Below are 21,967 nucleotides of genomic sequence, written 5' to 3'. Positions count from 1 at the left end.
GGGATGATGCTCCTGCCCCCTTCCGCCACTACCCGCGCCGTGTTGTCGCCGTGCGGCGCGTCGCGGGGCGCTGGCGGCGGCGCGTGGCGCCCGGCCAGTAGCGGCGCAGCAGACGACTCCAGTCGTTGTGGTGCAGGTGCGGGTAGAGCAGCGCCGCCCCGATGCAGTACTTGCTCACGGAGTGCGGGCGGATGCCGTGCTGCAGCAGCAGCCGGTCGAGGTCTCCGGCGCCGTCGGGGGACTTCGTCTCGACCAACACGTCCTGCGGGCCGGTGACCTTCTGCTCATCGTTCTCGCAGTCGAGATCGGTGTCGAGGGTGACCCGCTGCTCACCGAGGCTCAGTGTTGTGCGGTGGTAGTAGGTCTGCAGCACGGGCTTCAGATCACTGCCGTCCGAGCCGATCAATGACGACACGTACTCGCGGTCCGAGGCATCCAGAGCATCCGAGCGATCGACATCGTGCGGGCGGCGCTCCTTCAGCGTGCGACCGCGCAGTCCCTTCGACTTCACCTCGAGCATGCACGTGCCCGACTCGGTGTATGTGCGGGTGCGCACCTTGTAACGGTGGCGGCGCCGCTGCACGTGCTGGCGGAAGAACGTGAACTCGGGGGAGTCGAAGTACACGGTGCGGTACAGGAAGGTGCGCGCGCCGCCGATCTCCAACACTCGCAGCCCCTGCATCTCGCGCAGCAACGTTCCCAACAGCTCGCGTGGCACGAAGTACTTGCGGTCGACCCGATCCAGCAGCGCGGCCGCGCCGGAGAGCTCCTCCAGCGAGATCGGCTCGAGGTCGGCGATCACCTCGTCGAGGGCGTTCATGCGGGCATCCGATCAGCGGCGGTCTCGGCGACCAGTCGCTGGTCGGCCGTCGGGCGACCGGTGGGGCGAGCGGGGTCGCGGCGGTAGCGCACGTCGACGACGGTGGTCTCGCGCACCAGATCGAGCTCCAGCAGCTCCACGCGGACGGTCGAGGCTCCCAGCAGAGCTGCGACGGCGGCCTTCAGCTCGGTCTCATCGGTGTAGGCGCGGTCGAGGGTCAGCGTCTGACGGCGGTGGTTGCGTGCCAGCAGGGGGCTGTCGACGACGGCCATCACGATCAGCATCAGTGCCGACAGCAGGGGCATGAGCCACGCGGGTTCGGGCCGCAGACCGGCCAGAAGGCCGAGCGCCAGGGCGGTGAAGTAGTACGCGATCTCCTGCTGGGTGATCTGGTCCGAGCGCAGGCGGATGATCGACAGGATGCCGAACAAGCCCAGCCCGAGGCCGATGCCCGCCTCGACCGAGCTCAGCGCGATGGTCACGGCCATCACACCGGTGTTCAGGGCGACGTACGACAGCATCAGGTCGCGCCGGCGGTGGCGCCGGAAGTACAGCGCGTAGGCGAGCACGGTGATGGCTGCGACGTTGGTGGCGATGGCGATCGTGGTGATCATGGTGAACTCCTCGTGAACGGTGATGAATTCACGATGACGACTCGGGATGAGTTCAGAATGAGGCGTGAATGAGGACTCTCTCATTCACTCAGGCGCGCCATCACCTGCTGCAGTCCGTCGACCACGACGCGTACACTACGCCGCCGGAGCGTCTCGGGGCGTGCCAGTACATCGATGAGGCGATGGTTGCCGACGCCCCGCAACGGCAGTCGCACGATGTCGCGGTCGTCGACGCTGCGTGAGGTGAAACGCGGCAGCATGCCGATCGCGTCACCCGCGGCGACCACGGCGGCGACGGCGCCGTAGTCATTGATGCGGTGCTGCACCTGCGGGGATCGATTTGCGACGGCCGCGATCGCGCCGAGCACATCGTCGGGGGAGTATCCGACCCGGCTAGTGACCCAGCGTTCTCCGGCGATGTCGGCGGCGGTGACCGCCGCACGCCCCGCCAGCGGGTGGGTGACGGCGACGGCGATGTCGAGCGGCTCGCGCACGAGGGTGAGACTGCGGATGCCCTGTGTCGGCCAGGGCGGTGAATGCTCCATGCGGTGCGCGAGCACGAGGTCGTACCGGGCGGTGAGCGCGGGGAACTCGTTCTGCGCGACGTCCTCGTCGGTCAGCTGCACCGCCGGTGTGGCCTCGGCAGATGACAGTTCGCGCAACAGGGCGCCGAACAGCGCCTGCCCGACGCTGTGGAAGCCGCTGATGGTGACGGTTCCCGTGCTGTCCTGCTCGTACTCGTCGAGTGCGCTGCGTGCGGCGGCCATGGCATCGATGGCCTCAGCGCCGGCGGCGGCGAGCACCTCACCGGCTGCGGTGAGCGCCAGGGTGCGTCCCTGCTTGCGTGTCAGCGGCGTGCGGAAGCCCCGTTGCAGAGCGGTCAGCTGCTGTGACACGGCCGAGGGGGTCACGCGCAGTGCTTCGGCGACGGCGGTGACGCTGCCCAGGGTGCCGAGCTCGCGAAGGATCTGCAGCTGATGGAGTTCCATGCCCAAAGTTTAGTTCTTGCTTAATCCACAGTGCAGTGTTTGGTGATTGCTCTACAACGTCGGGTGGAGTGAGATCGAAGTATGAAGGCACTTTTCAAGAGCGGTCCGCATGAAGGACTGGAGATGGTCGATCGGCCGGATCCGGTGGCGGGTACCGGCGAGGTCGTGATTCGCGTGCTGCGCACCGGCATCTGCGGCACCGACCTGCACATCCGACGGTGGGACGATTGGGCGGCATCCGCCATCGAGGCACCGCTGATCCCCGGACACGAGTTCTACGGCGAGGTCGTCGAGGTCGGTCCGCTCGTGCACGACATCGCCGTCGGCGACCGCGTCTCGGGCGAGGGGCACATCGTCTGCGGCACCTGCCGCAACTGCCGTGCCGGACGTCGCCAGATGTGCATCCGCACCATCGGTCTGGGCTTGCAGCGCGACGGCGCATTCGCCGAGTACCTCTCGTTGCCGGCGACGAATGTCTGGGTGCACCACGACGACGTCACCCCCGAGCTCGGCGCGATCTTCGACCCGCTCGGCAACGCCGTGCACACCGCCCTGACCTATCGTGTCGTCGGCGAGGACGTGCTGGTCACCGGCTGCGGGCCGATCGGACTGATGTCGATCGCCGTGGCGCGCCACGCCGGTGCCCGCTACATCGTCGCGACCGACGTCAGCGCACCGCGCCTGGAGATGGCCAAGGTCATGGGGGCCGACGAGGTCATCGACGTCTCTCAGCGGGACATCCGCGAAGCCCAGCGCTCGCTGGGCATGCGCGAGGGCTTCGACATCGGCTTTGAGATGAGTGGTGCACCCACCGCGCTGCCCGCGATGATCGACAACATGAAGCACGGCGGTCAGATCGCCATGCTGGGGCTCCCCAGCAGCGGATTCGACATCGACTGGGGCAAGCTCGTCACCCATATGCTCACGATCAAGGGCATCTACGGTCGCGAGATGTTCGAGACCTGGAACGCGATGGGCGCCATGCTGCACACTAGCGCGACGCTGCGCGATTCGATCAGCCGTGTGATCGCGGACTGCATTCCCGCGCGCGACTGGGAGCGGGGCTTCGCCGCCGCCGAGGCCGCCGGCACGGGCAAGATCATCCTCGACTGGACTGAGCTGTAGGAGCCGACATGTACACCACCTTCAAGAACCACCTCGCCGATGAGCTCGCGGGTATCGAAGCAGCCGGGCTGACCAAGCGCGAGCGCGGCATCGCGGGTCCGCAGCAGGCAGAGATCACGACGGGCGGCGCGCAGGTGCTCAACTTCTGCGCGAACAACTACCTCGGTCTCGCCGACGACCCGCGCATCCTCGCGGCCGCGAAGGGCTCGCTCGACACCTGGGGCTACGGCCTCGCCAGCGTGCGATTCATCTGCGGTACCCAGGACCAGCACCTTGAGCTCGAACGTCGCCTCGCCGGCTTCCTCGGTACCGACGACGCGATCCTGTACTCGTCGTGCTTCGACGCCAACGGCGGTGTGTTCGAGACGCTGTTCACGGCCGAGGACGCCATCATCTCGGACGAGCTGAACCACGCGTCGATCATCGACGGCATCCGCCTGTCTAAGGCACGCCGTCTGCGCTACCGCAACCGCGACATGGCCGATCTCGAAGAGCAGCTGAAGGCGGCTTCGGATGCCCGCTTCCGCGTCATCGTCACCGATGGCGTGTTCTCGATGGACGGCTATATCGCCCCGCTGCAGGAGATCTGCGACCTCGCCGAGCGGTACGACGCGCTCGTCTTCGTCGACGACTCGCACGCCGTCGGGTTCGTCGGTGAGCACGGCCGTGGCACGCCCGAGCTGTGCGGCGTCGAAGGGCGGGTCGACATCTACACCGGTACCTTCGGCAAGGCGCTCGGCGGGGCCTCGGGTGGATACGTCGCCGCGCACCGCGAGATCGTCGCCCTGCTGCGCCAGCGCTCGCGCCCGTACCTGTTCTCGAACACGCTGGCGCCGTCGATCGTCGCCGGAACACTGACGGCGCTCGACCTCGTCGAGGGGTCGGCCGACCTTCGTGCCCGTCTGCGCGAGAACGCCGCGCTGTTCCGCGCCCGCATGACCGAAGAGGGCTTCGAGCTGCTGCCGGGAGAGCACCCGATCGTCCCGGTGATGTTCGGTGACGCCGCGCTGACGGCTCGCATCGCCGACGAGATGCAGAAGCAGGGCGTGTATGTCACGGCGTTCAGCTTCCCGGTCGTTCCGCGGGGGCTGGCGCGCATCCGCGTGCAGCTCTCGGCGGCGCACACGCCCGAGCAGGTCGAGCGCTGTGTGGCCGCGTTCGTCGCGGCACGCGCCGCCGTGAGCTGACGCTGTCGCTGCCATGAGGTGAGGCGCCCGCCGACACCCCGTGTTATCGCCGAGACCCCGTGCTGCAGACGTCTGCAGCACGGGGTCTCGGCGTGAAGTGGGGGTGTCGGTTCAGTCTTCGAACGGGCGTGCGATGACCTCGCCCGTCGAGCTGAGCAGAACCTCCCACCCGGCGTCGAGCTCGGCGATCGGCCGGCCCTCCAGCCAGGTGAGGGTCCAGTGCCCGGTCAGGCCCCGCGCCTCGACCTCGGTGATCGCGGGGTGCAGCTCGGCCGGCACGGACGCCGGCGGCTTCGCCCCGGTCGCCCAGCGCGTGCCGAGTTGCATCACGCCTCCACCGGGGCGAGCTCGATGGCCGTGACCGTCAGCTCGTCGGCATCCGCGAAGCTCAGCTCGGCGATGCGCCCGACCGCACGCAGATCATCGGCCGCGGCGCGCAGCGCCTCGACCTTCGCCGCCGGGGCGGCGATCGTGGCACTGGACACCGGAGTCTTCTGCGAGGCCTTGGCCTCGGTCTTCGCGCGGCGGATGCCGATCAGCGCCTCACTGGCGGCGTCGAGCACCGCGGTGTCACCGTCGATGCCCAGCGGGGACGGCCATGCGGCGGTGTGGATCGAGCCCTCTTCGAACCACGACCACGCCTCCTCGGTTGCGAACGACACGATCGGCGCCAGCAGGCGCAGCAGCGTCGACAGCGCCAGGCGCAGCGCCAGGGCGGCGGATGCCTGACCGACGTCCGTCTGGTCGTAGGCGCGCTCCTTCACCAGCTCCAGGTAGTCGTCGCAGAAGGTCCAGAAGAACGCCTCGGTGACCTCCAGCGCCTTGGCCTGGTCGTAGTTCTCGTAGGCCTTGGTCGCGTCGCGCACGACGGCGTCCAGTGCGGTGAGCATCGACGCATCGAGTGCGTGCGTGACCTCAGCGCCCTCGGGGACCGGGAACGACAGCACGAACTTCGCCGCGTTGAGGATCTTGATCGCCAGGCGGCGACCGATCTTCACCTGCGTGGGATTCTGCGGGTCGAACGCCGCGTCCATTCCGAGACGGCTCGACGCCGACCAGTAGCGCACCGCGTCGGAGCCGTGCTTGTCGAGGATGTCGGCCGGGGTGACGACGTTGCCCTTCGACTTGGACATCTTCTTGCGGTCGGGGTCGACGATGAAGCCCGAGATCGCCGCGTTGCGCCACGGCGACCGGTGGTCTTCAAGCGTCGAGCGCAGCATCGTCGAGAACAGCCAGGTGCGGATGATGTCCTGGCCCTGCGGACGCAGGTCGAACGGCGCCACGAGGTTCCAGAGGTCCTCATCGCGCTGCCAGCCACCGGCCAGCTGCGGCGTGAGCGAGGACGTCGCCCAGGTGTCGAAGATGTCCTTCTCAGCATCGAAACCGCCCGCGACGCCACGCTGCTGCTCGGTGTATCCGTCGGGCACATCGGTGGTCGGATCGATCGGCAGCTGAGCAGTCGTCGGAACGAGCACGCGGTCGTAGTCGCGCTCGCCGTTCTCGTCGAGCGCGTACCAGACCGGAATCGGAACGCCGAAGAATCGCTGACGCGAGACGAGCCAGTCGCCGGTCAGGCCGCCGACCCAGTTCTCGTAGCGCACCCGCATGAAGTCGGGGTGCCAGGCCAGCTCGCGCCCGTGCTCGACCAGCTGGTCGCGCAGTTCGGCGTCTCGTGCGCCGTTGCGGATGTACCACTGACGTGTCGAGACGATCTCGAGCGGGCGATCGCCCTTCTCGAAGAACTTCACGGCGTGGTTGAAGGGCTTGCCGACCGCCGTCATGTCGCCGGTCTCCTGCAGCTTCTCAACCAGCGCCTTGCGAGCGCTGAACACCGTCTTGCCTGCCATGCTCTCGGCATACCAGGTGCGTGCGTCGGCATCCGCCACGGTTTCGGGGGCTTCGGGAAGGAAGCGTCCGTCCAGCCCGATGGTGGTCATGTTCGGCAGCTCGGCGCCGGCCGTCGTGCGCAGCTCGCGCCACCACACGATGTCGGTCACGTCGCCGAACGTGCAGACCATCGCGGCCCCGGTGCCCTTGTCGGCCAGGGCGAGGTGGTGCCCGTGGATCTCGATCTCGGCGCCGAAGAACGGCGTGCGCACCTTCGTGCCGATGAGGTGCTTGTGCGGCCCCTCGGGGTGGGTGACGATCGCGATGCACGCCGGCAGCAGTTCAGGGCGCGTCGTGTCGACCGCGATCGAACCCGAGCCGTCGGCGAAGGGGAACTCGATGGTGTGGTAGGCGGCCTGCTGGTCGCGGTCCTCAAGCTCAGCCTGGGCGATCGCCGAACGGAAGTCGATGTCCCACAGCGTCGGCGCGAGCGACTGGTACGCCTCGCCCCGCTCCAGGTTGCGCAGGAACGCGAGCTGGCTCTGGCGGATCGTGTCGTCCGAGATGGTGCGGTACGACTGGGTCCAGTCGACGCTCAGGCCGAGTTGGCGGAACAGCGCCTCGAAGTGCTTCTCGTCCTCGACGGTCAGCTTCTCGCACAGCTCGATGAAGTTGCGGCGACTGATCGGCATCTGGTCGGCCGCGCGCGAGGACTTGCCGCCGCCCTCGAGCGGGGGAGTGAAGTCGGGGTCGTACGCGAGGGAGGGATCGCAGCGCACCCCGTAGTAGTTCTGCACGCGGCGCTCGGTGGGCAGGCCGTTGTCGTCCCATCCCATCGGGTAGAAGACGTTCTTGCCGCGCATGCGCTCGAAGCGCGCCTTGATGTCGGTGTGGGTGTACGAGAACACGTGGCCGATGTGCAGGCTGCCCGACGCCGTCGGCGGGGGAGTGTCGATCGAGTAGACGCCGTCGCGGCCGGATCCGGTCGCACGCGCGCGATCGAACAGGTAGGTGCCCTGCTCGGACCAGGCCTCGCCCCACTTCGCTTCGAGACCTTCGAGTGCGGGCTTATCGGGAATGCTGGACATGGAGGTCTCCTTCGAGCGATGTGTGCGGCACTGTGTGAGCGTGCCTGAGTGTGGGTTGTCGGGTCAGTCTACCGGGCGCGCTCGACGGGGCGACGCCGGCTACCAGCGGTGATATCTCGACGCCGTCCAAGAATCGACGGTAGACTTGGCCCAACCCGTCTCTTCTTCCTGAGGATCACTATGCCCGCATCCACCGTGCGCCGACTTCTTCCGCTCGCGGCGCTCGCCGCAGCATCCGCCCTTCTGCTCTCCGCCTGCGCCGGCCCAGCCTCGGACGGTCAGAACGACGCACAGGGCGCCGCCGACCCGAACGGCGAACTCGTCTGGGCCATCGAAGGGGCGAACCTCGCGGCCGGCCACATGGACCCCCAGATCAGTCAGCTCGACGTGTCGGGCATGGTGCAGCGCCAGGTGCTCGACTCCCTCGTCTTCCAAGAGGCCGACGGATCGTTTTCGCCGTGGCTCGCTACCGATTGGACGGTGTCCGAGGACGGCACCACCTACACCTTCCGCCTGCGTGACGACGTCACCTTCCACGACGGGGAGCCCTTCGATGCCGCCGCCGTCAAGGCGAACTTCGATCGCATCATCGATCCCGACACGGTCTCGGCGCAGGCGGCGAGCATGCTCGGTGGCGACTACTACGCGGGCACCGAGGTGCTGGGGGAGTACGAGGTCGCCGTCAGCTTCACGCAGCCCTACGCACCGTTCCTGCAGGCGGCGAGCACCGCGCAGCTCGGCTTCTGGTCGCCGAAGGTGCTCGAAGAGGCCGGCGATCAGCTCAAGGCCGGCGGACCCGGCATCAACGTCGGTACCGGTCCGTTCGTGCTGACGGAGTACACCCCCGACCAGGAGCTCGTCTACTCGCGCAACGACGACTACGCGTGGGGGCCGCACGGCGACGCCGCCGCCGCGTTCGAGACTCTGCGCGTGCAGATCCTCCCGGAGGCATCGGTGCGTGCAGGCGTGGTGGGCAGCGGCGAGGCCGACCTCGCCAGCAACATTCCGCCGAACCAGGTCGCAACACTCCCCGACGACGTCGAGGTAGAGGCGATCGAGTACCCCGGTCTGCCGTACTCGCTGTTCCTCAACGAGAAGCACGGCGTGTTCGCCGATGAGAAGGTGCGCCAGGCGTTCGCCAGGGCGATCGACATCGACACGGCCGTCGAGGAGATCTTCTACGGTCAGTTCCCGCGCGCGTGGAGCGTGCTGTCTGCCTCGACGCCGGGCTACGACGCCGCCGTCGAGGGCACCTGGGCATTCGATCAGGACGTCGCGAACACGCTGCTCGATGAGGCCGGCTGGACCGAACGCGGCGACGACGGCATTCGGATGAAGGACGGCGAGCGGCTGACCGCCGACTGGATCGCGTGGACGCCCGTTCCCGATGACCGCACCGCTCTGGCCAACGTCGTCCAGTCCGACCTCGCCGAGGTCGGGTTCGAGATCACCCGCGACGTGCTCGAGCCGGCCGCGTACAACGAGCGCTACGGTCCCAAGACGTTCGACATCACCGACTGGGGCTTCTCGGGTGTCGACGCCGACCTGCTGCGCAACCACCTGCACAGCGAAGGGTTCCAGAACGCCTCGCAGGTGAGCAACGCCGAGATCGATGCGCTGCTCGAAGAGGGGCTGGCTGCCCAGCAGCAGGCGGACCGCGACGCGGCCTACCAGCAGGTGCAGGAGTGGAACGCGGCATACACTGCCATCGTGCCGCTCTACACTCCTTCGCTCATCACCGCCGGGGGAGCCACCGTCGACGGGCTGACGTACGACCTCTACGGTCGTCCGCTGTTCTACGAAGCCACCGTCGCCACGCCGTGATCCGCCGGGTCGTCGAGCTCGTCGCATCCGCGGTCTTCGTACTGTGGGGTGCGGCGACGCTCGCGTTCCTGGCCTTCCGGGTGATTCCCGGTGACCCCGTCGATGTCATGCTCGGACCGCTCGCGCAGGTGTCCGAGGCGACGAAAGACGGCATCCGCGACGAACTCGGCCTCACCCGCCCACCGCTGCAGCAGTACCTCGACTACCTCGGCGGACTGCTGCGGGGCGACCTCGGGGAGTCATATCAATTGCGGATGCCGGTAGCCGAGGTGATCGGACGGAATCTCGCCCCGACCGTGCAGCTGACACTGCTGGCGCTCGTGATCGGCGTGGTACTCGCGCTGACGGTCGCGCTCCTGGCCCGCCGCGGCGTGCCGCGCGCCATCGCCAGCGCCGTCGAGCTCGTGGTGCTGTCATCGCCGGTGTTCTGGATCGGACTGATTCTGCTGTCGGTCTTCGCGTTCGGTCTCGGATGGTTCCCGGTCGCGGGCACGCGCAATCCGGCGACGATCGTGCTTCCTGCCATCACGCTTGCGCTGCCGGTGGCGGCACTGATCGGGCAGGTGCTGCGCGACGGCATCGAGCAGGCTGAGCGGCAGCCCTTCGCCGAGACGGTGCGCGCGCGAGGCGCTGGGCCGGTGCGGCTGACCCTCGTACACACTCTGCGGCACGGGGCATCCGGTGCCTTGACGCTGACCGCCTATCTCGTCGGGTCGCTGCTGGGCGGCGCGGTGCTCGTCGAGACGGTGTTCGCGCGCCCCGGCCTCGGCCGGGTCGCCCTCACCGCGATTCTTGATCGTGACCTGCCGGTCGTCACCGGCATCATCATGCTCAGCGCGCTGGTCTTCGTCGTCATCAACACGATCGTCGAACTCGTGCATCCACTGATCGACCCCCGATTGCGCGTCGCGCGACGCCGGAACGACGCGACGCCGACCGACGCGACGCCGGCCGGAGCGGGGGAGCCGCGATGACGGTCGCAGAGGTGACCACGCGGCACCGGATGCGCCCGACCGACGCGGTGCTGTGGGCGGCCCTCGCCTTTCTCGCGCTGATCGCCGTCGCGGCGCTGTTCCCGGCACTCTTCGCCACGCACGACCCGCTGGAGACCGAGGTGCGCGAAGCGCTGCGCCCACCGAGCGCTGCCCACCTGTTCGGCACTGATCAGAGCGGACGTGATGTCTTCTCTCGCGTCGTGTACGCGGCGGGCCCGTCGGTCGGGATCGGTGTGCTCGCCACGGGCCTGGCGCTCGTGGGCGGGCTGGTGCTCGGCTCGCTGGCCGGGGTGGCACCGCGGGGTGTCGACGCCGTCGCGATGCGGATCAACGACATCGTGCTGGCCTTTCCCGAGTTCCTCATCGCACTGATCATCGTGGCGCTGCTCGGGCCGGGGCACATCAATGTCGCGATCGCCGTGACCATCGCCGCCGTGCCGGTGTACATCCGCCTGGCCAGGACGAGTACGCGCACGTTGCGCATCGCCGAACACGTCGAGGCGGCGCGCATCCTCGGGGTCGGGCCCGCGCGCGCCTTCCTGCGTCATGTCGTTCCCGGCGTGCTCGGAACGCTGAGCGTTCTCGCCACGATCGGCATCGGATCCAGCATCCTCGCGGCCGCAGGCCTGAGCTTTCTCGGCTTGGGGCCCGTCGAACCGACTCCGGAGTGGGGCCTGATGCTCTCGGGTGGGCGGAACGTGCTCGGTACCGCATGGTGGGTCTCGGTGTTCCCCGGGCTCGCGATCTCACTCACGGTGATCGCCGCGACCATCGTGGGGCGGCGACTGCGCGCCCGAATGGACGGGGTCCTCTCATGAGCGTCCTTGATGTGCGCGGTCTGCGTATCTCTTTCGACGGCACCGTCGTCGTCGATGACGTCTCCGTCACCGTCGAGCCCGGTGAGTGCGTGGCGATCGTCGGCGAGTCCGGGGCCGGTAAATCCCTCACCGCCCGGGCCCTGCTCGGTGCGGCACCGGCGGGAGCATCCGTCGCGCTCGATGCGCTCACGATCGGAGACACGGATGCCACCGGCCTCGCCGAGTCGGCGTGGCGCCGACTACGCGGGCGCCGGATCGCTCTGGTCTCGCAGGACGCGCTCGCTGCGTTGGATCCGCTGCGGCGCGTCGGCGCCGAGGTCGCCGAGCCGCTGGAGATCCACGGGATCGCGCGGGGGGAGCGCCCGGCGCGTGTGCGCGAGCTGCTTGAGCGGGTGGCCATGCCGGATGCCGAGCGTCGCGCCCGCGCCTACCCCCATGAACTGTCTGGCGGGCTGCGGCAACGTGCGCTGATCGCCTCGGCGCTCGCCGCAGAACCCGACGTGCTGGTCGCCGACGAGGCGACAACGGCGCTCGACGCCACGGTCCAGGCCCGCGTGCTCGCGCTGCTCCGCGAGATCGCCGACTCTGGAACCGGTGTGCTGTTCATCAGTCACGACTTCGCCGCGGTGAGCCGGGTCGCCGATCGTGTCATCGTGATGCGCCACGGGCGGATCGTCGAACAGGGGACGGTGGCCGACATCTTCGCCGCCCCGCAGGAGGACTACACGCGTCGTCTGATCGCCGCGACGCGGCACGAGGTGCGTGAAGCCGGCGCGGCAGGGCCGACGCTGCTGGACGCTGTCGGGGTGTCGAAGACGTTCGACCGGCCCGTCCTGCGCGACGCGACGTTCCAGGTGCAGGCCGGTCGTACGCTCGGCATCGTCGGGGAGTCGGGATCGGGGAAGACGACGCTGGCGAGGATGCTGGTCGGCGTCGAGCGCCCCGACGCCGGTGCGCTGCGGTGGACTTCGCCCCAGCGCGTGCAGCTCGTGCACCAGAACCCCCTCGGTGCGTTCGACCCGCGATGGCGCACGGAGCGCTCGCTGCACGAGGCGCTTCAGGCGGCCGGAGTGCCGCGCGCGCAGCGTTCGTCGCGGGCGGCGGAGCTGATGCGGGAGGTCGGTCTCGACCCGGAGCTCGGTCGCCGCCGCCCGTCGCAGCTGTCCGGAGGGCAGCGGCAGCGGATGGCGATCGCACGCGCGCTCGCCGCGGACCCCCAGGTGCTCGTGCTGGATGAACCGGTGTCGGCGCTCGACCCGACGGTGCGTGAACGCGTGCTCGCTCTGCTGCGGCGTCTGCAGCGGGAGCGTGAACTGACCATGGTGTTCGTGTCGCACGACCTCGATGTGATCGCCGCGGTCAGCGACGATGTCCTTGTCATGAGAGACGGCGAGATCGTCGAACAGGGCCCGGTCGCACGCGTGTTCGCCGATCCTCAGCATCCGTTCACGGCCGAGCTGCTGGCAGCGGGCCGCCCCGTCTGAGACGGGCCGCGCGCGGATTATCAGCGACCTCCCAGCTTTGCTACCTTTGGGGCAATGGTGACGCCGAGGTCACCGCCGGAAAGGAAGCATCAACCATGTCTCCCGTTCTTCTGATGACGATCGGGCTCGCGGTCTTCGCCTGCGGATACTTCTTCTACTCACGGTATCTGGCCAACCGGGTGTATCGACTCGACCCATCATTCAAGACTCCCGCGCATGAACTCAATGACGGCGTCGACTATGTTCCGACGAACAAGTTCATCCTCTGGGGACACCACTTCACCTCTGTGGCGGGTGCGGCGCCCATTGTCGGGCCGGCCATCGCGGTGATCTGGGGGTGGGTGCCGGCCTTCCTGTGGGTCACCATCGGAACGGTTTTCTTCGCCGGTATGCACGACCTCGGCGCGCTCTGGGCGTCGAACCGCAACAAGGGCCGGTCGATCGGTGCCCTGTCGGCACGGTACATCGGCAAGCGCGGGGCGAGCCTGTTCCTGGTCGTCATCTTCCTGCTGCTGTTGATGGTCATCGCCGCGTTCGCCGTCGTGATCAAGAACCTGCTGATCAGCACGCCGACCGCGGTCATCCCCGTGTGGGGCGCGATCGTCGTGGCGCTGCTGGTGGGTGTCGCGGTGTACCGGCTGCGCTGGCCGCTGCTGTGGGTCACCATCGTCGGCGTCAGCGCGTTGTACGGTCTGATCGTGCTCGGCGACAGCATGCCCGTCGTACTTCCGGATGACTTCCTCGGCATGGGGCCGGCGACGTTCTGGATCGTCGCGCTGTTCGTCTATGGGGCGATCGCCTCGCTGCTGCCGGTGTGGGTGCTGCTGCAGCCGCGTGACTACATCAACGGCGTGCAGCTGTTCATCGGACTCGGTCTGTTGTTCGGCTCGGTGCTCATCGCGACACTCTTCTCTGCCGACGGGCTACAGATCGTGGCCCCCGCGATCAACACGGCCGTTCCCGAAGGGACACCGAGCATGGTGCCGCTGTTGTTCGTGACCATCGCCTGCGGCGCGATCTCGGGCTTCCACGGCATGGTCTCGTCGGGAACCACGTCGAAGCAGCTCGACAAGGAGACCGATGCACGCTTCGTCGGCTACTTCGGCGCCGTCGGTGAGGGTCTGCTCTCGCTCGGTACGATTCTGGCCGTGATCGCCGGGTTCCGCACGGTTGCGGAATGGGAAGAGGTGTACAGCTCCTTCGGTGCCGGCGGTGTCACCGCGTTCGTCAACGGCGGCGGCGCGATCATGAACGCCGGGCTCGGGCTGCCGGTGTCGCTCAGCGCGACGGTGCTGGCCACCATGGCCGTATTGTTCGCAGCGACCACCATGGACACCGGAATGCGACTGCTGCGCTTCGTCGTGCAAGAGATCGGCGACTCGATGAAGGTGCGCATCACCAAGGTGCCGGCGACTCTCATCGTCGTGGCCGTGGGGCTCGGTCTGACCTTCTCGCAGGGCCTCGGCGGCGACGGCGGTCTGCGCATCTGGCCGCTCTTTGGTACGACCAACCAGCTGATGGCATCCCTCACCCTGTCGATCGTCGCGGTCATGCTGCTGCGCAAGCGTCGAAACCCGCTGCCGGCATTGATTCCGCTGGTACTGGTGTTCGGGTTGTCGTTCTGGGCGGCGATCCAGCAGCTCACCGCGTTCGCCTCGCCGACCGACCCGGACTGGCTGTTGTTCACCTTGGATGTCATCATCATCGCCGCGAGCGTGTGGGTCGCCATCGAAGCGGTGCTCGCCATGCGACGTGCAGCCACCGGGCCCGCCGAGGATGAGGACGAGGACGCCCAACTCCAGGCGGTGCGTGAAGAGGTCTGATCCGTGTCGGATGTGAGCGCGGCCCGGCGCTGGCGACAGCGCTGGGCCGCCTTCCGGGAGGGGCTCGCGGAGTACTACGCGGGCCCCTACCGGCAGACCCTTGCCCGTGAGCAGAGGGATGAGGACGACCTGTTCGCCCTCATCGTGCTCGGTGAGGCTCTGGGCGTACCCGATCCCGCCGCGTACTACAGCGCTGAGCTGATGCCCTTGCTCGCGACGGACTTCCACGACTGGCACCGCCGCATGGGCATGCCCCGATCACCTCTGGACCACGTGGCATGTTGCTAGAAGGACTCCGCCGTCGGATGCTGTTCATCGGCGGCAAGGGGGGTGTGGGCAAGACTTCGCTGGCCTCGGCGCTCGGCTTGGCCAGGGCACGTGCGGGGGAGCGCGTGCTGGTGGTGTCGACAGACCCCGCCCACAACCTCGGGCACCTGTGGGAGCGCGAGGTGGGCGATGCCCCGGCGCAGCTGGCTGTGTTCGAGTCGGGCGAGCTGCACGGTGTGGAGATCGATCCGCACGCGATGATCGCGCGTCATCTGGCCGCTGTCGAACAGACGATGCTGCAGCTTCTGCCCGAGCAGCAGCACGGCGCTGCGCGGGCACATCTCGACCGGGCCCGTGAAGCTCCGGGCAGTCATGAAGCGGCGGTGCTGGAGCGCATCGCCGAGCTGTCAGAACTCGGGCGCACCGACTATGACGCCGTGATCTTCGACACCGCGCCGTCCGGGCACACTCTGCGTCTGCTGGCGCTGCCCGGGCAGCTGGCGGGATGGACCGAGACGCTGCTGCGCAACCGGGATCGTTCAGAACGTTTCTCGGCGGCGATGCGCGGTCTCACCGGGCGCAGCGACCCGCAGGCCGACGCGCAGGCAGAGTTGCGGCGCACCCTGCAGCGGCGACGGGACCGCTTCGACGCGTTGCAGAAGGCGATCGCCGACCCGGAGCGCGCGGGATTCGTCGTCGTGTTCACCGCTGAGACGCTTCCGGTCGCCGAGACGCTCGAGGTCGTAGACAGCCTGCGTGCGATGCACGTCGAGGTGACGGCGCTGATCGCCAACCGGCGCTCGCCAGCCGACGCCGGCGAGCTGTTGCGCATTCGACGCCGCGGTGAGGACGTGCACCTTGCCCGCGTTCGCGACCGGGTGCCCAGCGTGGCCCTTCTCGAGGTGCCTCTCGTCGCGGGCGAGTTGACCGGAGCGGATTCACTGGCGCGGATCGCCGATCTGCTCGAGGCCGCCGGCTGACGCGCTCGCGGGTCTGTCGGTGCCGTTCGCGGTCGAGCTGCTGGCAGCGGGCCGCCCCGTCTGAGAGGGCCTGCCGTGGTCAGTCGAGAACGCGGATGCCGGCCGCCGCGGCCAGTGCGGGCGCGAGCATCTGCACCTGGTGCCCGTCGAGGGTCGCGCCGCGCAGGGACGTCACGTCGATGTACGAGAGTGCGTCGAGGCCGCGCAGATCGACATCGGTGGCGCGCATGTCACGGGGGTCGACCTCATCGGATCGGGTGTTCTCGAACGCGACGCGCGACAGCACGGCCTGCGGCACGTCGAGTGTTGTGATGCTGCAGCCTGTGACCTGCAGATGGTCGACCCGGGCGGCCCCGAGATTGAGGTAGTCGATCCGCACGTCGCGCAGCTCGATCTCAGACAAGCGAGCGTCGGTGAGGTCAAGAGTGCCGATCCGGCCGCCGACGATGCGGATACGGCGGCCGTTCAACGCCCTGGCCTGGAGTGCTGCGACGCGGATGTCTGCGAGCTCGACGTCGAACATCGTGCTCCAGCGCATGTCGACGTCTGTCGCCTGCCCCTCGATGATGCACTGCTCGACGGTGGCGTGGGTGAGGTCCGTGGTGTCCTGCAGAGTGATGCGCGCGGCAACGATGTCCGCACGTGGGGCAGGGGCGGCATCGGCCAGCTGACGCGGCAGATCGGGGGCGGATACGACGGGGGGCTTCGGGGCGGGAGTGCGGGATGCCATGGGCCGACCCTATGCCGGACCGGCGACATGGTGTGCACCGCCGGAACGACGTAGAATGGGCGCACCAGCGCAGATCCGGCCATCACCGGGGAGCTCTCGGAAGAACGCTTCGACCAGCAACGCGACCGAAGTCAGTAGAACCGAGCGGGGCAGGCCCGTCATCGCCGCAGTGAGAGTGGTTCGCGCGTCCGCGTGCGAGCACGTGAGGTGGTACCGCGGTTCGCGCGACAGCGCGGGTCGTCCTCGCAGCAGCATCCGACACGATCCCTGCGAGATGACATGACCTACCCGCGCACCTCCGCCGCCTCTGGAGCGCAGAGCTCCTTCGGCCCGGCCGCCGTCACTCCGAGCCCGCGCTTCCCCGAGATCGAGCGCGACGTGCTCGACTTCTGGAAGTCCGATGACACCTTCCGCGCCTCGATTGAGCAGCGCGAGGGCGCCGACGAGTGGGTCTTCTACGACGGCCCGCCGTTCGCGAACGGACTGCCCCACTACGGCCACCTGCTGACGGGCTACGCCAAAGACCTGTTCCCGCGCTTCCAGACCATGCTCGGCAAGAAGGTCGACCGCGTCTTCGGGTGGGACACCCATGGCCTGCCCGCCGAGCTCGAGGCGATGAAGCAGCTCGGCATCACCGAGAAGAGCGAGATCGAGGCGATGGGCATCGATGTCTTCAACGCCAAGGCCCGTGATTCTGTGCTCGCCTACACGCACGAGTGGCAGGACTACGTCACCCGTCAGGCGCGCTGGGTCGACTTCGAGCGTGGGTACAAGACGCTCGACCTCGGCTACATGGAGAGCGTGCTGTGGGCGTTCAAGACGCTCTACGACAAGAACCTCGCCTATGAGGGCTACCGCGTGCTGCCGTACTGCTGGCGTGATGAGACGCCGCTGAGCGCCCACGAACTGCGCATGGACGACGACGTGTACCAGATGCGCCAGGATCCATCGGTGACCGCGACATTCCCGCTCACCGGCGCCAAGGCCGAATCGCTCGGGCTCACCGGAGTGCGCGCGCTCGCCTGGACGACAACGCCCTGGACTCTGCCCACCAACCTCGCGCTCGCCGTCGGCCCCGACATCGAGTACGTCGTCGTGCCGGCCGGCCCTCAGGGTGCTGCCGACATCGTGCCGGGCGACGACGTCGCCGAGAGCGCGGCGCACCGCTACCTGATCGCGCGCGAGCTGCTCGGCGGCTACGCCAAGGACCTCGGGTACGAGTCGGCCGACGAGGCGCACGCCGCGATCGAGGCAGCGCATCTCGGAGCGGCGTTGCAGGACGTCACCTACGACCGCCTGTTCGATTACTACGCGGATGCCGAGACCTGGGGTACCGAGAGCGCGTGGCGCCTGCTGGTGGACGACTACGTCACCGTGTCGGACGGTACCGGAATCGTGCACCAGGCTCCGGCGTACGGTGAGGATGACCAGCGCGTGGCGAACGCCGCCGGCATCCCCACGATCATCTCGCTCGACGACGGCGGGCGCTTCCTGTCCAGCGTCACCGACGTCGCCGGTGAGCTGTGGATGGACGCCAACACCCCACTGGTTCGCCTGATCCGTGCCGCCGGGCGCCTGCTGCGTCTGCAGAGCTACGAGCACTCGTACCCGCACTGCTGGCGCTGCCGCAACCCCCTCATCTACAAGGCGGTCTCGAGCTGGTTCATCCGCGTGACCGACATCAAGGACGACCTGCTGGCGAACAACGAGCAGATCACCTGGGTGCCCGAGAACGTCAAGCACGGTCAGTTCGGCAAGTGGCTCGAGGGCGCGCGCGACTGGTCGATCAGTCGCAACCGGTACTGGGGCTCGCCCATCCCGGTATGGAAGAGCGATGACCCCGAGTACCCGCGCGTCGACGTCTACGGGTCTCTGGAAGAGCTGGAGCGCGACTTCGGCGCGCTTCCGACCGGTCCGAACGGCGAGGTCGACCTGCACCGGCCGTACATCGACGACCTGACGCGGCCGAACCCCGACGACCCCACCGGCAAGAGCACGATGCGCCGCATCGAGGACGTCTTCGACGTGTGGTTCGACTCGGGCTCGATGCCGTTCGCGCAGGTGCACTACCCGTTCGAGAACCAGGACTGGTTCGACGCACACGCGCCGGCCGACTTCATCGTCGAGTACATCGGACAGACTCGCGGCTGGTTCTACGTCATGCACGTGCTCTCGACCGCGCTGTTCGAGCGTCCCGCCTTCACCGGTGTGAGCTGCCACGGCATCGTGCTCGGCAACGACGGGTACAAGATGTCGAAGTCGCTGCGCAACTACCCGGACGTCAGCGAGGTGCTCGACCGGGACGGGTCGGACGCCATGCGCTGGTTCCTGATGTCGAGCTCGGTGCTGCGCGGAGGCAACCTGGCCGTCACCGAGGAGGGCATCCGAGCGGGCGTGCGCGAGTTCCTGCTGCCGCTGTGGAGCTCGTGGTACTTCTTCGCGACCTACGCCAACGCGTCGGGCGGCTACGAGGCCTCGTGGCGCACCGATTCGACCGACGTGCTCGACCGGTACATCCTGGCGCGTCTCGGTGATCTGGTGAGCGAGGTGCGGGCCGATCTGGAAGGGCTCGATTCGACCACGGCCGCGGCGCGGCTGCGCGAGTTCGTCGAGGTGCTCACCAACTGGTACATCCGTCGTTCGCGCGATCGGTTCTGGGAGGGGGTGAACGACGATCCGGCCAGCCGCGAGGCCTTCGACACGCTCTACACCGTGCTCGAGACCCTCACCCGCGTCGCGGCCCCGATGGTCCCGCTGATCAGCGAGCGCATCTGGCAGGGTCTGACGGGCGGGCGCAGCGTGCACCTGACCGACTGGCCCGACGCCGACGCGTTCCCCGCCGCGGATGATGTGCGTGACGCGATGGATGCCGTCCGCGAGCTGTCGAGCGTGGGCAACGCCCTGCGCAAGCGCGAGAAGCTGCGTGTGCGCCTGCCCCTCGCACGGTTGACCGTCGTCTCGCCGCTGGCCGCTGATCTGGCGCAGTTCGAGGGCATCCTGCGCGAAGAGCTCAACGTCAAGGCCGTCGAGCTGGTCGCACAGCAAGAGGGCACTGCCGGCGAGTACGGCATCAGCCACCGCCTCAGCGTGAACGCCCGCGTCGCCGGCCCGCGCCTGGGCAAGGAGGTGCAACGGATCATCCGCGCCGCGAAGGACGGCTTCTGGACCGAGCAGGACGGCGTGGTCACCGTCGACGGCATCGCGCTGGAGCCCGCCGAGTACGAGCTGGCGCTGGAGACCTCCGGACGCCCCGAGGGCGAGGCCCTGGCGATCGTCCCCGGCGGGGGGTTCATGCTGCTCGACACCGTGACGACGCCCGAGCTGGAGGCCGAGGGGCTTGCACGTGACGCGATCCGGGTCGTGCAGGAGGCGCGCAAGAACGCCGGCCTCGACGTCAGCGATCGCATCGCGCTCGCTCTGAACGTCGCCCCGGCCGACGCTGCCGCGCTCCAGGCGCACGCCGCGCTGATCGCCGCTGAGACTCTGGCGGTCGGATTCGCGGTGCAGGCGACCGAAGACATCGACCAGCTCGTCGACGACGTCGAGAGCTCCGGCGACGGCGTCTTCCGCAGCGGAGCACGCGCGCTCGGCTCGGCGAAGTCGCCGATCGTCGTCACGATCGACCGCACCGTCTCCGAGGAGGACGCATGAGCGACACGCAACGAGCGGATGCTGTCTACGAGGCGCTGCTGAGCCGGGCGGGGGAGCGCTGGGTGCAGCCGCGCAAGGAGCGTGTCGAGCGCATCCTGACGTTGCTCGATGACCCGCAGCGCACGTACCGGGTGGTGCACATCACCGGCACGAACGGCAAGACGTCCACGGCGCGCATGATCGAGAGCCTGCTGCGTTCGCACGGCCTGCGCACCGGCCTGTTCACCAGCCCGCACCTGAAGCGGTTCACGGAACGCATCATGATCGACGGCGAGCCGATCGCCGACGCCGCGATCGCCGATGCCTGGGACGAGATCGAGCCTTTCATCGGGATCGTCGACGCCGAACTGCAGACGGGCGGCGAAGAGCCGCTGACGTTCTTCGAACTGCTCACGGTGCTGGCATTCGTGGCGGCATCGGATGCCCCTGTCGATGTGCTGGTGCTGGAAGTCGGCATGGGCGGGTCATGGGACTCGACGAACACCGCGGATGGTGATGTCGCCGTGTTCACGCCGATCGACCTCGATCACGCCGATCGTCTCGGCGCGACCATCGCCGAGATCGCCGAGGTGAAGGCGGGCATCATCAAGGATGGCGCCGCGGTCGTCTCGGCCGCGCAGCCCTCCGAGGCCGCCGAGGTGCTGAGGCGGGTCGCCGCCGAACGTCAGGCGAGCATCGCCTTCGACGGCCAGGAGTTCGGTCTCGCGGCGCAGAAGCTCGCCGTCGGCGGGCAGCTGCTGACGATCAAGGGCATCGCCGGTGAGTACGTCGATGAGTACCTGCCGCAGTACGGCGCACACCAGGGGCACAACGCCGCGCTGGCTGTCGCTGCGGTGGAGTCGCTGATCGGCGGCGCGGAGCGCGCCATTCCCGGTGAGATCCTCACCGACGGCCTGCAAGCGGCTACTTCGCCCGGGCGCCTGCAGCTGGTGGGCATCGCGCCGACCGTGGTCGTGGATGCTGCGCACAACCCGCACGGTGCGGCCGCGCTCGCGCAGTCGCTGGACGACAGCTTCGACTTCGACGAGTGGGGCCTGGTGCTCGGTGTTCTCGACGACAAGGATGCCGGAGGCATCATCGACCGGCTGCTGCCGGCCGTCGCCGAGGTGTTCGCGACTGCACCCGAGTCGGCGCGCGCTGAGGAGGGCGACGCCATCGCCGACCTGGTCGAGGCACGGGGGCGTCGCGCCACCGTGCATGCGACTCTGGCGGATGCCGCGGATGCCGCGCGCGAGTGGGCGGCGTCGTCGGAGCGCCGCGCGGTCGTGATCGCCGGATCCATCGTGCTGGCCGGTGAGGCGTTGCTGCTGTCCGAGGAAGAGGACTGGAAGTCGGGGTGGCGGGCGTGAGCGCACGTCAGGCGCGGCCGCCGCGCACCCTTGTGCAGAAGCTCGGCGCGATCGTGCTCGGCTCCGAGGCCATCGTCGTCATCCTGGCAGGGCTCACAGTATTCGGTCTGCGCGCAGTGCCCGGTGACATCCCGCAGTGGTGGGGCATCGCCGGCGGCTTCATCGTGGCCGTGGCGCTGATCGTGGTCGCCGGCGCCATCACGCGCCCCTGGGCGATCCCGGCAGGCTGGGCGCTGCAGGTCGTCATCGCCCTCGCAGGCCTGCTGGTACCGGCGATCGTCGTGGTCGCTCTGATTTTCGGCGGCATGTGGGGGTATGCGACGATCGGTGGGGCCCGCATCGACCGACAGCGTCCGTCGGGCCCGCCGGCAGAACCTCACACAGAGAGCGAATGAC

At 68.5% G+C, this 21,967-nt stretch carries 18 protein-coding genes; 12 read left to right on the top strand and 6 right to left on the bottom strand.

All coding sequences use genetic code 11. The annotated features are described in order from the left end of the window. Nucleotides 1-28: 28 nt before the first annotated feature. The 3 genes from ACLD0U_RS07430 to ACLD0U_RS07420 all read right to left on the bottom strand — a co-directional run bounded on the left by ACLD0U_RS07430 (nt 29) and on the right by ACLD0U_RS07420 (nt 2,423). Nucleotides 29-820: a polyphosphate polymerase domain-containing protein gene (locus ACLD0U_RS07430; RefSeq protein ID WP_410340206.1), complete on the bottom strand. Its 792-nt coding sequence runs from the start codon at nt 818-820 to the stop codon at nt 29-31. Next, nucleotides 817-1,434: a DUF4956 domain-containing protein gene (locus ACLD0U_RS07425; protein WP_206549617.1), complete on the bottom strand. Its 618-nt coding sequence runs from the start codon at nt 1,432-1,434 to the stop codon at nt 817-819. The genes ACLD0U_RS07430 and ACLD0U_RS07425 overlap by 4 nt, the downstream gene beginning before the upstream one ends. An 80-nt stretch (nt 1,435-1,514) precedes the next feature. Then, a complete protein-coding gene (locus ACLD0U_RS07420) occupies nt 1,515-2,423 on the bottom strand; it encodes a LysR family transcriptional regulator (protein WP_179410584.1) in 909 nt (302 codons plus the stop codon). Between the two features lie 81 nt (nt 2,424-2,504). Between ACLD0U_RS07420 and tdh the strand changes: the two genes are divergently transcribed. Both tdh and ACLD0U_RS07410 read left to right on the top strand, forming a co-directional pair. Beyond that, nucleotides 2,505-3,548, top strand: coding sequence for an L-threonine 3-dehydrogenase (gene tdh / locus ACLD0U_RS07415; protein WP_410340205.1), 1,044 nt, complete (start codon nt 2,505-2,507; stop codon nt 3,546-3,548). 8 nt (nt 3,549-3,556) lie between these two features. Further along, nucleotides 3,557-4,735, top strand: a complete 1,179-nt coding sequence (locus ACLD0U_RS07410) for a glycine C-acetyltransferase (RefSeq protein ID WP_206549618.1) — start codon at nt 3,557-3,559, stop codon at nt 4,733-4,735. 111 nt (nt 4,736-4,846) lie between these two features. Here ACLD0U_RS07410 and ACLD0U_RS07405 read toward each other — a convergent pair whose 3' ends face one another. Beyond that, nucleotides 4,847-5,062, bottom strand: coding sequence for a hypothetical protein (locus tag ACLD0U_RS07405; RefSeq protein WP_179410587.1), 216 nt, complete (start codon nt 5,060-5,062; stop codon nt 4,847-4,849). Next, nucleotides 5,062-7,650 carry a valine--tRNA ligase gene (gene valS / locus ACLD0U_RS07400; protein WP_410340204.1) on the bottom strand — a complete coding sequence of 863 codons (2,589 nt, stop codon included), beginning with the start codon at nt 7,648-7,650 and terminating at the stop codon, nt 5,062-5,064. Before valS ends, ACLD0U_RS07405 begins: the two co-directional genes overlap by 1 nt. A 180-nt stretch (nt 7,651-7,830) precedes the next feature. On the opposite strand from valS, the gene ACLD0U_RS07395 reads away from it, so the two are divergent. The 7 genes from ACLD0U_RS07395 to ACLD0U_RS07365 all read left to right on the top strand — a co-directional run bounded on the left by ACLD0U_RS07395 (nt 7,831) and on the right by ACLD0U_RS07365 (nt 15,841). Then, entirely contained in the window at nt 7,831-9,474 is a 1,644-nt protein-coding gene (locus tag ACLD0U_RS07395; RefSeq protein WP_410340203.1) for an ABC transporter substrate-binding protein, read from the top strand. Further along, complete coding sequence (locus ACLD0U_RS07390) at nt 9,471-10,448, top strand: ABC transporter permease (protein ID WP_410340202.1); 978 nt, start codon at nt 9,471-9,473, stop codon at nt 10,446-10,448. The genes ACLD0U_RS07395 and ACLD0U_RS07390 overlap by 4 nt, the downstream gene beginning before the upstream one ends. After that, nucleotides 10,445-11,287, top strand: a complete 843-nt coding sequence (locus tag ACLD0U_RS07385) for an ABC transporter permease (RefSeq protein ID WP_410340201.1) — start codon at nt 10,445-10,447, stop codon at nt 11,285-11,287. Before ACLD0U_RS07390 ends, ACLD0U_RS07385 begins: the two co-directional genes overlap by 4 nt. Beyond that, nucleotides 11,284-12,771 carry an ATP-binding cassette domain-containing protein gene (locus ACLD0U_RS07380; protein WP_410340200.1) on the top strand — a complete coding sequence of 496 codons (1,488 nt, stop codon included), beginning with the start codon at nt 11,284-11,286 and terminating at the stop codon, nt 12,769-12,771. Before ACLD0U_RS07385 ends, ACLD0U_RS07380 begins: the two co-directional genes overlap by 4 nt. Before the next feature lie 95 nt (nt 12,772-12,866). Beyond that, a complete protein-coding gene (locus ACLD0U_RS07375) occupies nt 12,867-14,594 on the top strand; it encodes a carbon starvation protein A (RefSeq protein WP_206820307.1) in 1,728 nt (575 codons plus the stop codon). Nucleotides 14,595-14,606: 12 nt separating this feature from the next. Further along, on the top strand, nt 14,607-14,882 hold the full coding sequence (locus tag ACLD0U_RS07370) for a cory-CC-star protein (RefSeq protein WP_206551173.1): 276 nt from the start codon (nt 14,607-14,609) through the stop codon (nt 14,880-14,882). 17 nt (nt 14,883-14,899) lie between these two features. Further along, nucleotides 14,900-15,841, top strand: a complete 942-nt coding sequence (locus ACLD0U_RS07365; RefSeq protein ID WP_410340199.1) for an ArsA family ATPase — start codon at nt 14,900-14,902, stop codon at nt 15,839-15,841. A 79-nt stretch (nt 15,842-15,920) separates the two neighbouring features. On the opposite strand, the gene ACLD0U_RS07360 is transcribed toward ACLD0U_RS07365, so the two are convergent. Beyond that, nucleotides 15,921-16,571 carry a pentapeptide repeat-containing protein gene (locus ACLD0U_RS07360; protein ID WP_410340198.1) on the bottom strand — a complete coding sequence of 217 codons (651 nt, stop codon included), beginning with the start codon at nt 16,569-16,571 and terminating at the stop codon, nt 15,921-15,923. A gap of 279 nt (nt 16,572-16,850) precedes the next feature. On the opposite strand from ACLD0U_RS07360, the gene ileS reads away from it, so the two are divergent. The 3 genes from ileS to ACLD0U_RS07345 are packed head-to-tail and all read left to right on the top strand — an operon-like array spanning nt 16,851 to nt 21,966. Then, complete coding sequence (gene ileS, locus ACLD0U_RS07355; RefSeq protein ID WP_410340197.1) at nt 16,851-20,222, top strand: isoleucine--tRNA ligase; 3,372 nt, start codon at nt 16,851-16,853, stop codon at nt 20,220-20,222. Next, the gene (locus tag ACLD0U_RS07350; RefSeq protein ID WP_410340196.1) at nt 20,219-21,571 is read left to right on the top strand and encodes a bifunctional folylpolyglutamate synthase/dihydrofolate synthase; all 1,353 of its coding nucleotides are present in this window, start codon (nt 20,219-20,221) and stop codon (nt 21,569-21,571) included. The genes ileS and ACLD0U_RS07350 overlap by 4 nt, the downstream gene beginning before the upstream one ends. Beyond that, nucleotides 21,568-21,966 carry a DUF4233 domain-containing protein gene (locus tag ACLD0U_RS07345; protein ID WP_224817970.1) on the top strand — a complete coding sequence of 133 codons (399 nt, stop codon included), beginning with the start codon at nt 21,568-21,570 and terminating at the stop codon, nt 21,964-21,966. The genes ACLD0U_RS07350 and ACLD0U_RS07345 overlap by 4 nt, the downstream gene beginning before the upstream one ends. The last annotated feature ends 1 nt before the right edge of the window (nt 21,967 follow it).

This window comes from Microbacterium sp. 2216-1 (genome assembly GCF_046507855.1).
GTDB classification, from domain to species: domain Bacteria; phylum Actinomycetota; class Actinomycetes; order Actinomycetales; family Microbacteriaceae; genus Microbacterium; species Microbacterium esteraromaticum_C.
Note: the sequence above shows the minus strand (reverse complement) of the source record. Positions and strands in the feature narration are given on the sequence as shown.

Coding starts and splice junctions, on each gene's coding strand:
- ACLD0U_RS07430 (WP_410340206.1), bottom strand. CDS start 820: ATGAACGCCCTCGACGAGGTGATCGCCGACCTCGAGCCGATCTCGCTG.
- ACLD0U_RS07425 (WP_206549617.1), bottom strand. CDS start 1,434: ATGATCACCACGATCGCCATCGCCACCAACGTCGCAGCCATCACCGTG.
- ACLD0U_RS07420 (WP_179410584.1), bottom strand. CDS start 2,423: ATGGAACTCCATCAGCTGCAGATCCTTCGCGAGCTCGGCACCCTGGGC.
- tdh (WP_410340205.1), top strand. CDS start 2,505: ATGAAGGCACTTTTCAAGAGCGGTCCGCATGAAGGACTGGAGATGGTC.
- ACLD0U_RS07410 (WP_206549618.1), top strand. CDS start 3,557: ATGTACACCACCTTCAAGAACCACCTCGCCGATGAGCTCGCGGGTATC.
- ACLD0U_RS07405 (WP_179410587.1), bottom strand. CDS start 5,062: ATGCAACTCGGCACGCGCTGGGCGACCGGGGCGAAGCCGCCGGCGTCC.
- valS (WP_410340204.1), bottom strand. CDS start 7,650: ATGTCCAGCATTCCCGATAAGCCCGCACTCGAAGGTCTCGAAGCGAAG.
- ACLD0U_RS07395 (WP_410340203.1), top strand. CDS start 7,831: ATGCCCGCATCCACCGTGCGCCGACTTCTTCCGCTCGCGGCGCTCGCC.
- ACLD0U_RS07385 (WP_410340201.1), top strand. CDS start 10,445: ATGACGGTCGCAGAGGTGACCACGCGGCACCGGATGCGCCCGACCGAC.
- ACLD0U_RS07380 (WP_410340200.1), top strand. CDS start 11,284: ATGAGCGTCCTTGATGTGCGCGGTCTGCGTATCTCTTTCGACGGCACC.
- ACLD0U_RS07375 (WP_206820307.1), top strand. CDS start 12,867: ATGTCTCCCGTTCTTCTGATGACGATCGGGCTCGCGGTCTTCGCCTGC.
- ACLD0U_RS07365 (WP_410340199.1), top strand. CDS start 14,900: ATGCTGTTCATCGGCGGCAAGGGGGGTGTGGGCAAGACTTCGCTGGCC.
- ACLD0U_RS07360 (WP_410340198.1), bottom strand. CDS start 16,571: ATGGCATCCCGCACTCCCGCCCCGAAGCCCCCCGTCGTATCCGCCCCC.
- ileS (WP_410340197.1), top strand. CDS start 16,851: ATGACCTACCCGCGCACCTCCGCCGCCTCTGGAGCGCAGAGCTCCTTC.
- ACLD0U_RS07350 (WP_410340196.1), top strand. CDS start 20,219: ATGAGCGACACGCAACGAGCGGATGCTGTCTACGAGGCGCTGCTGAGC.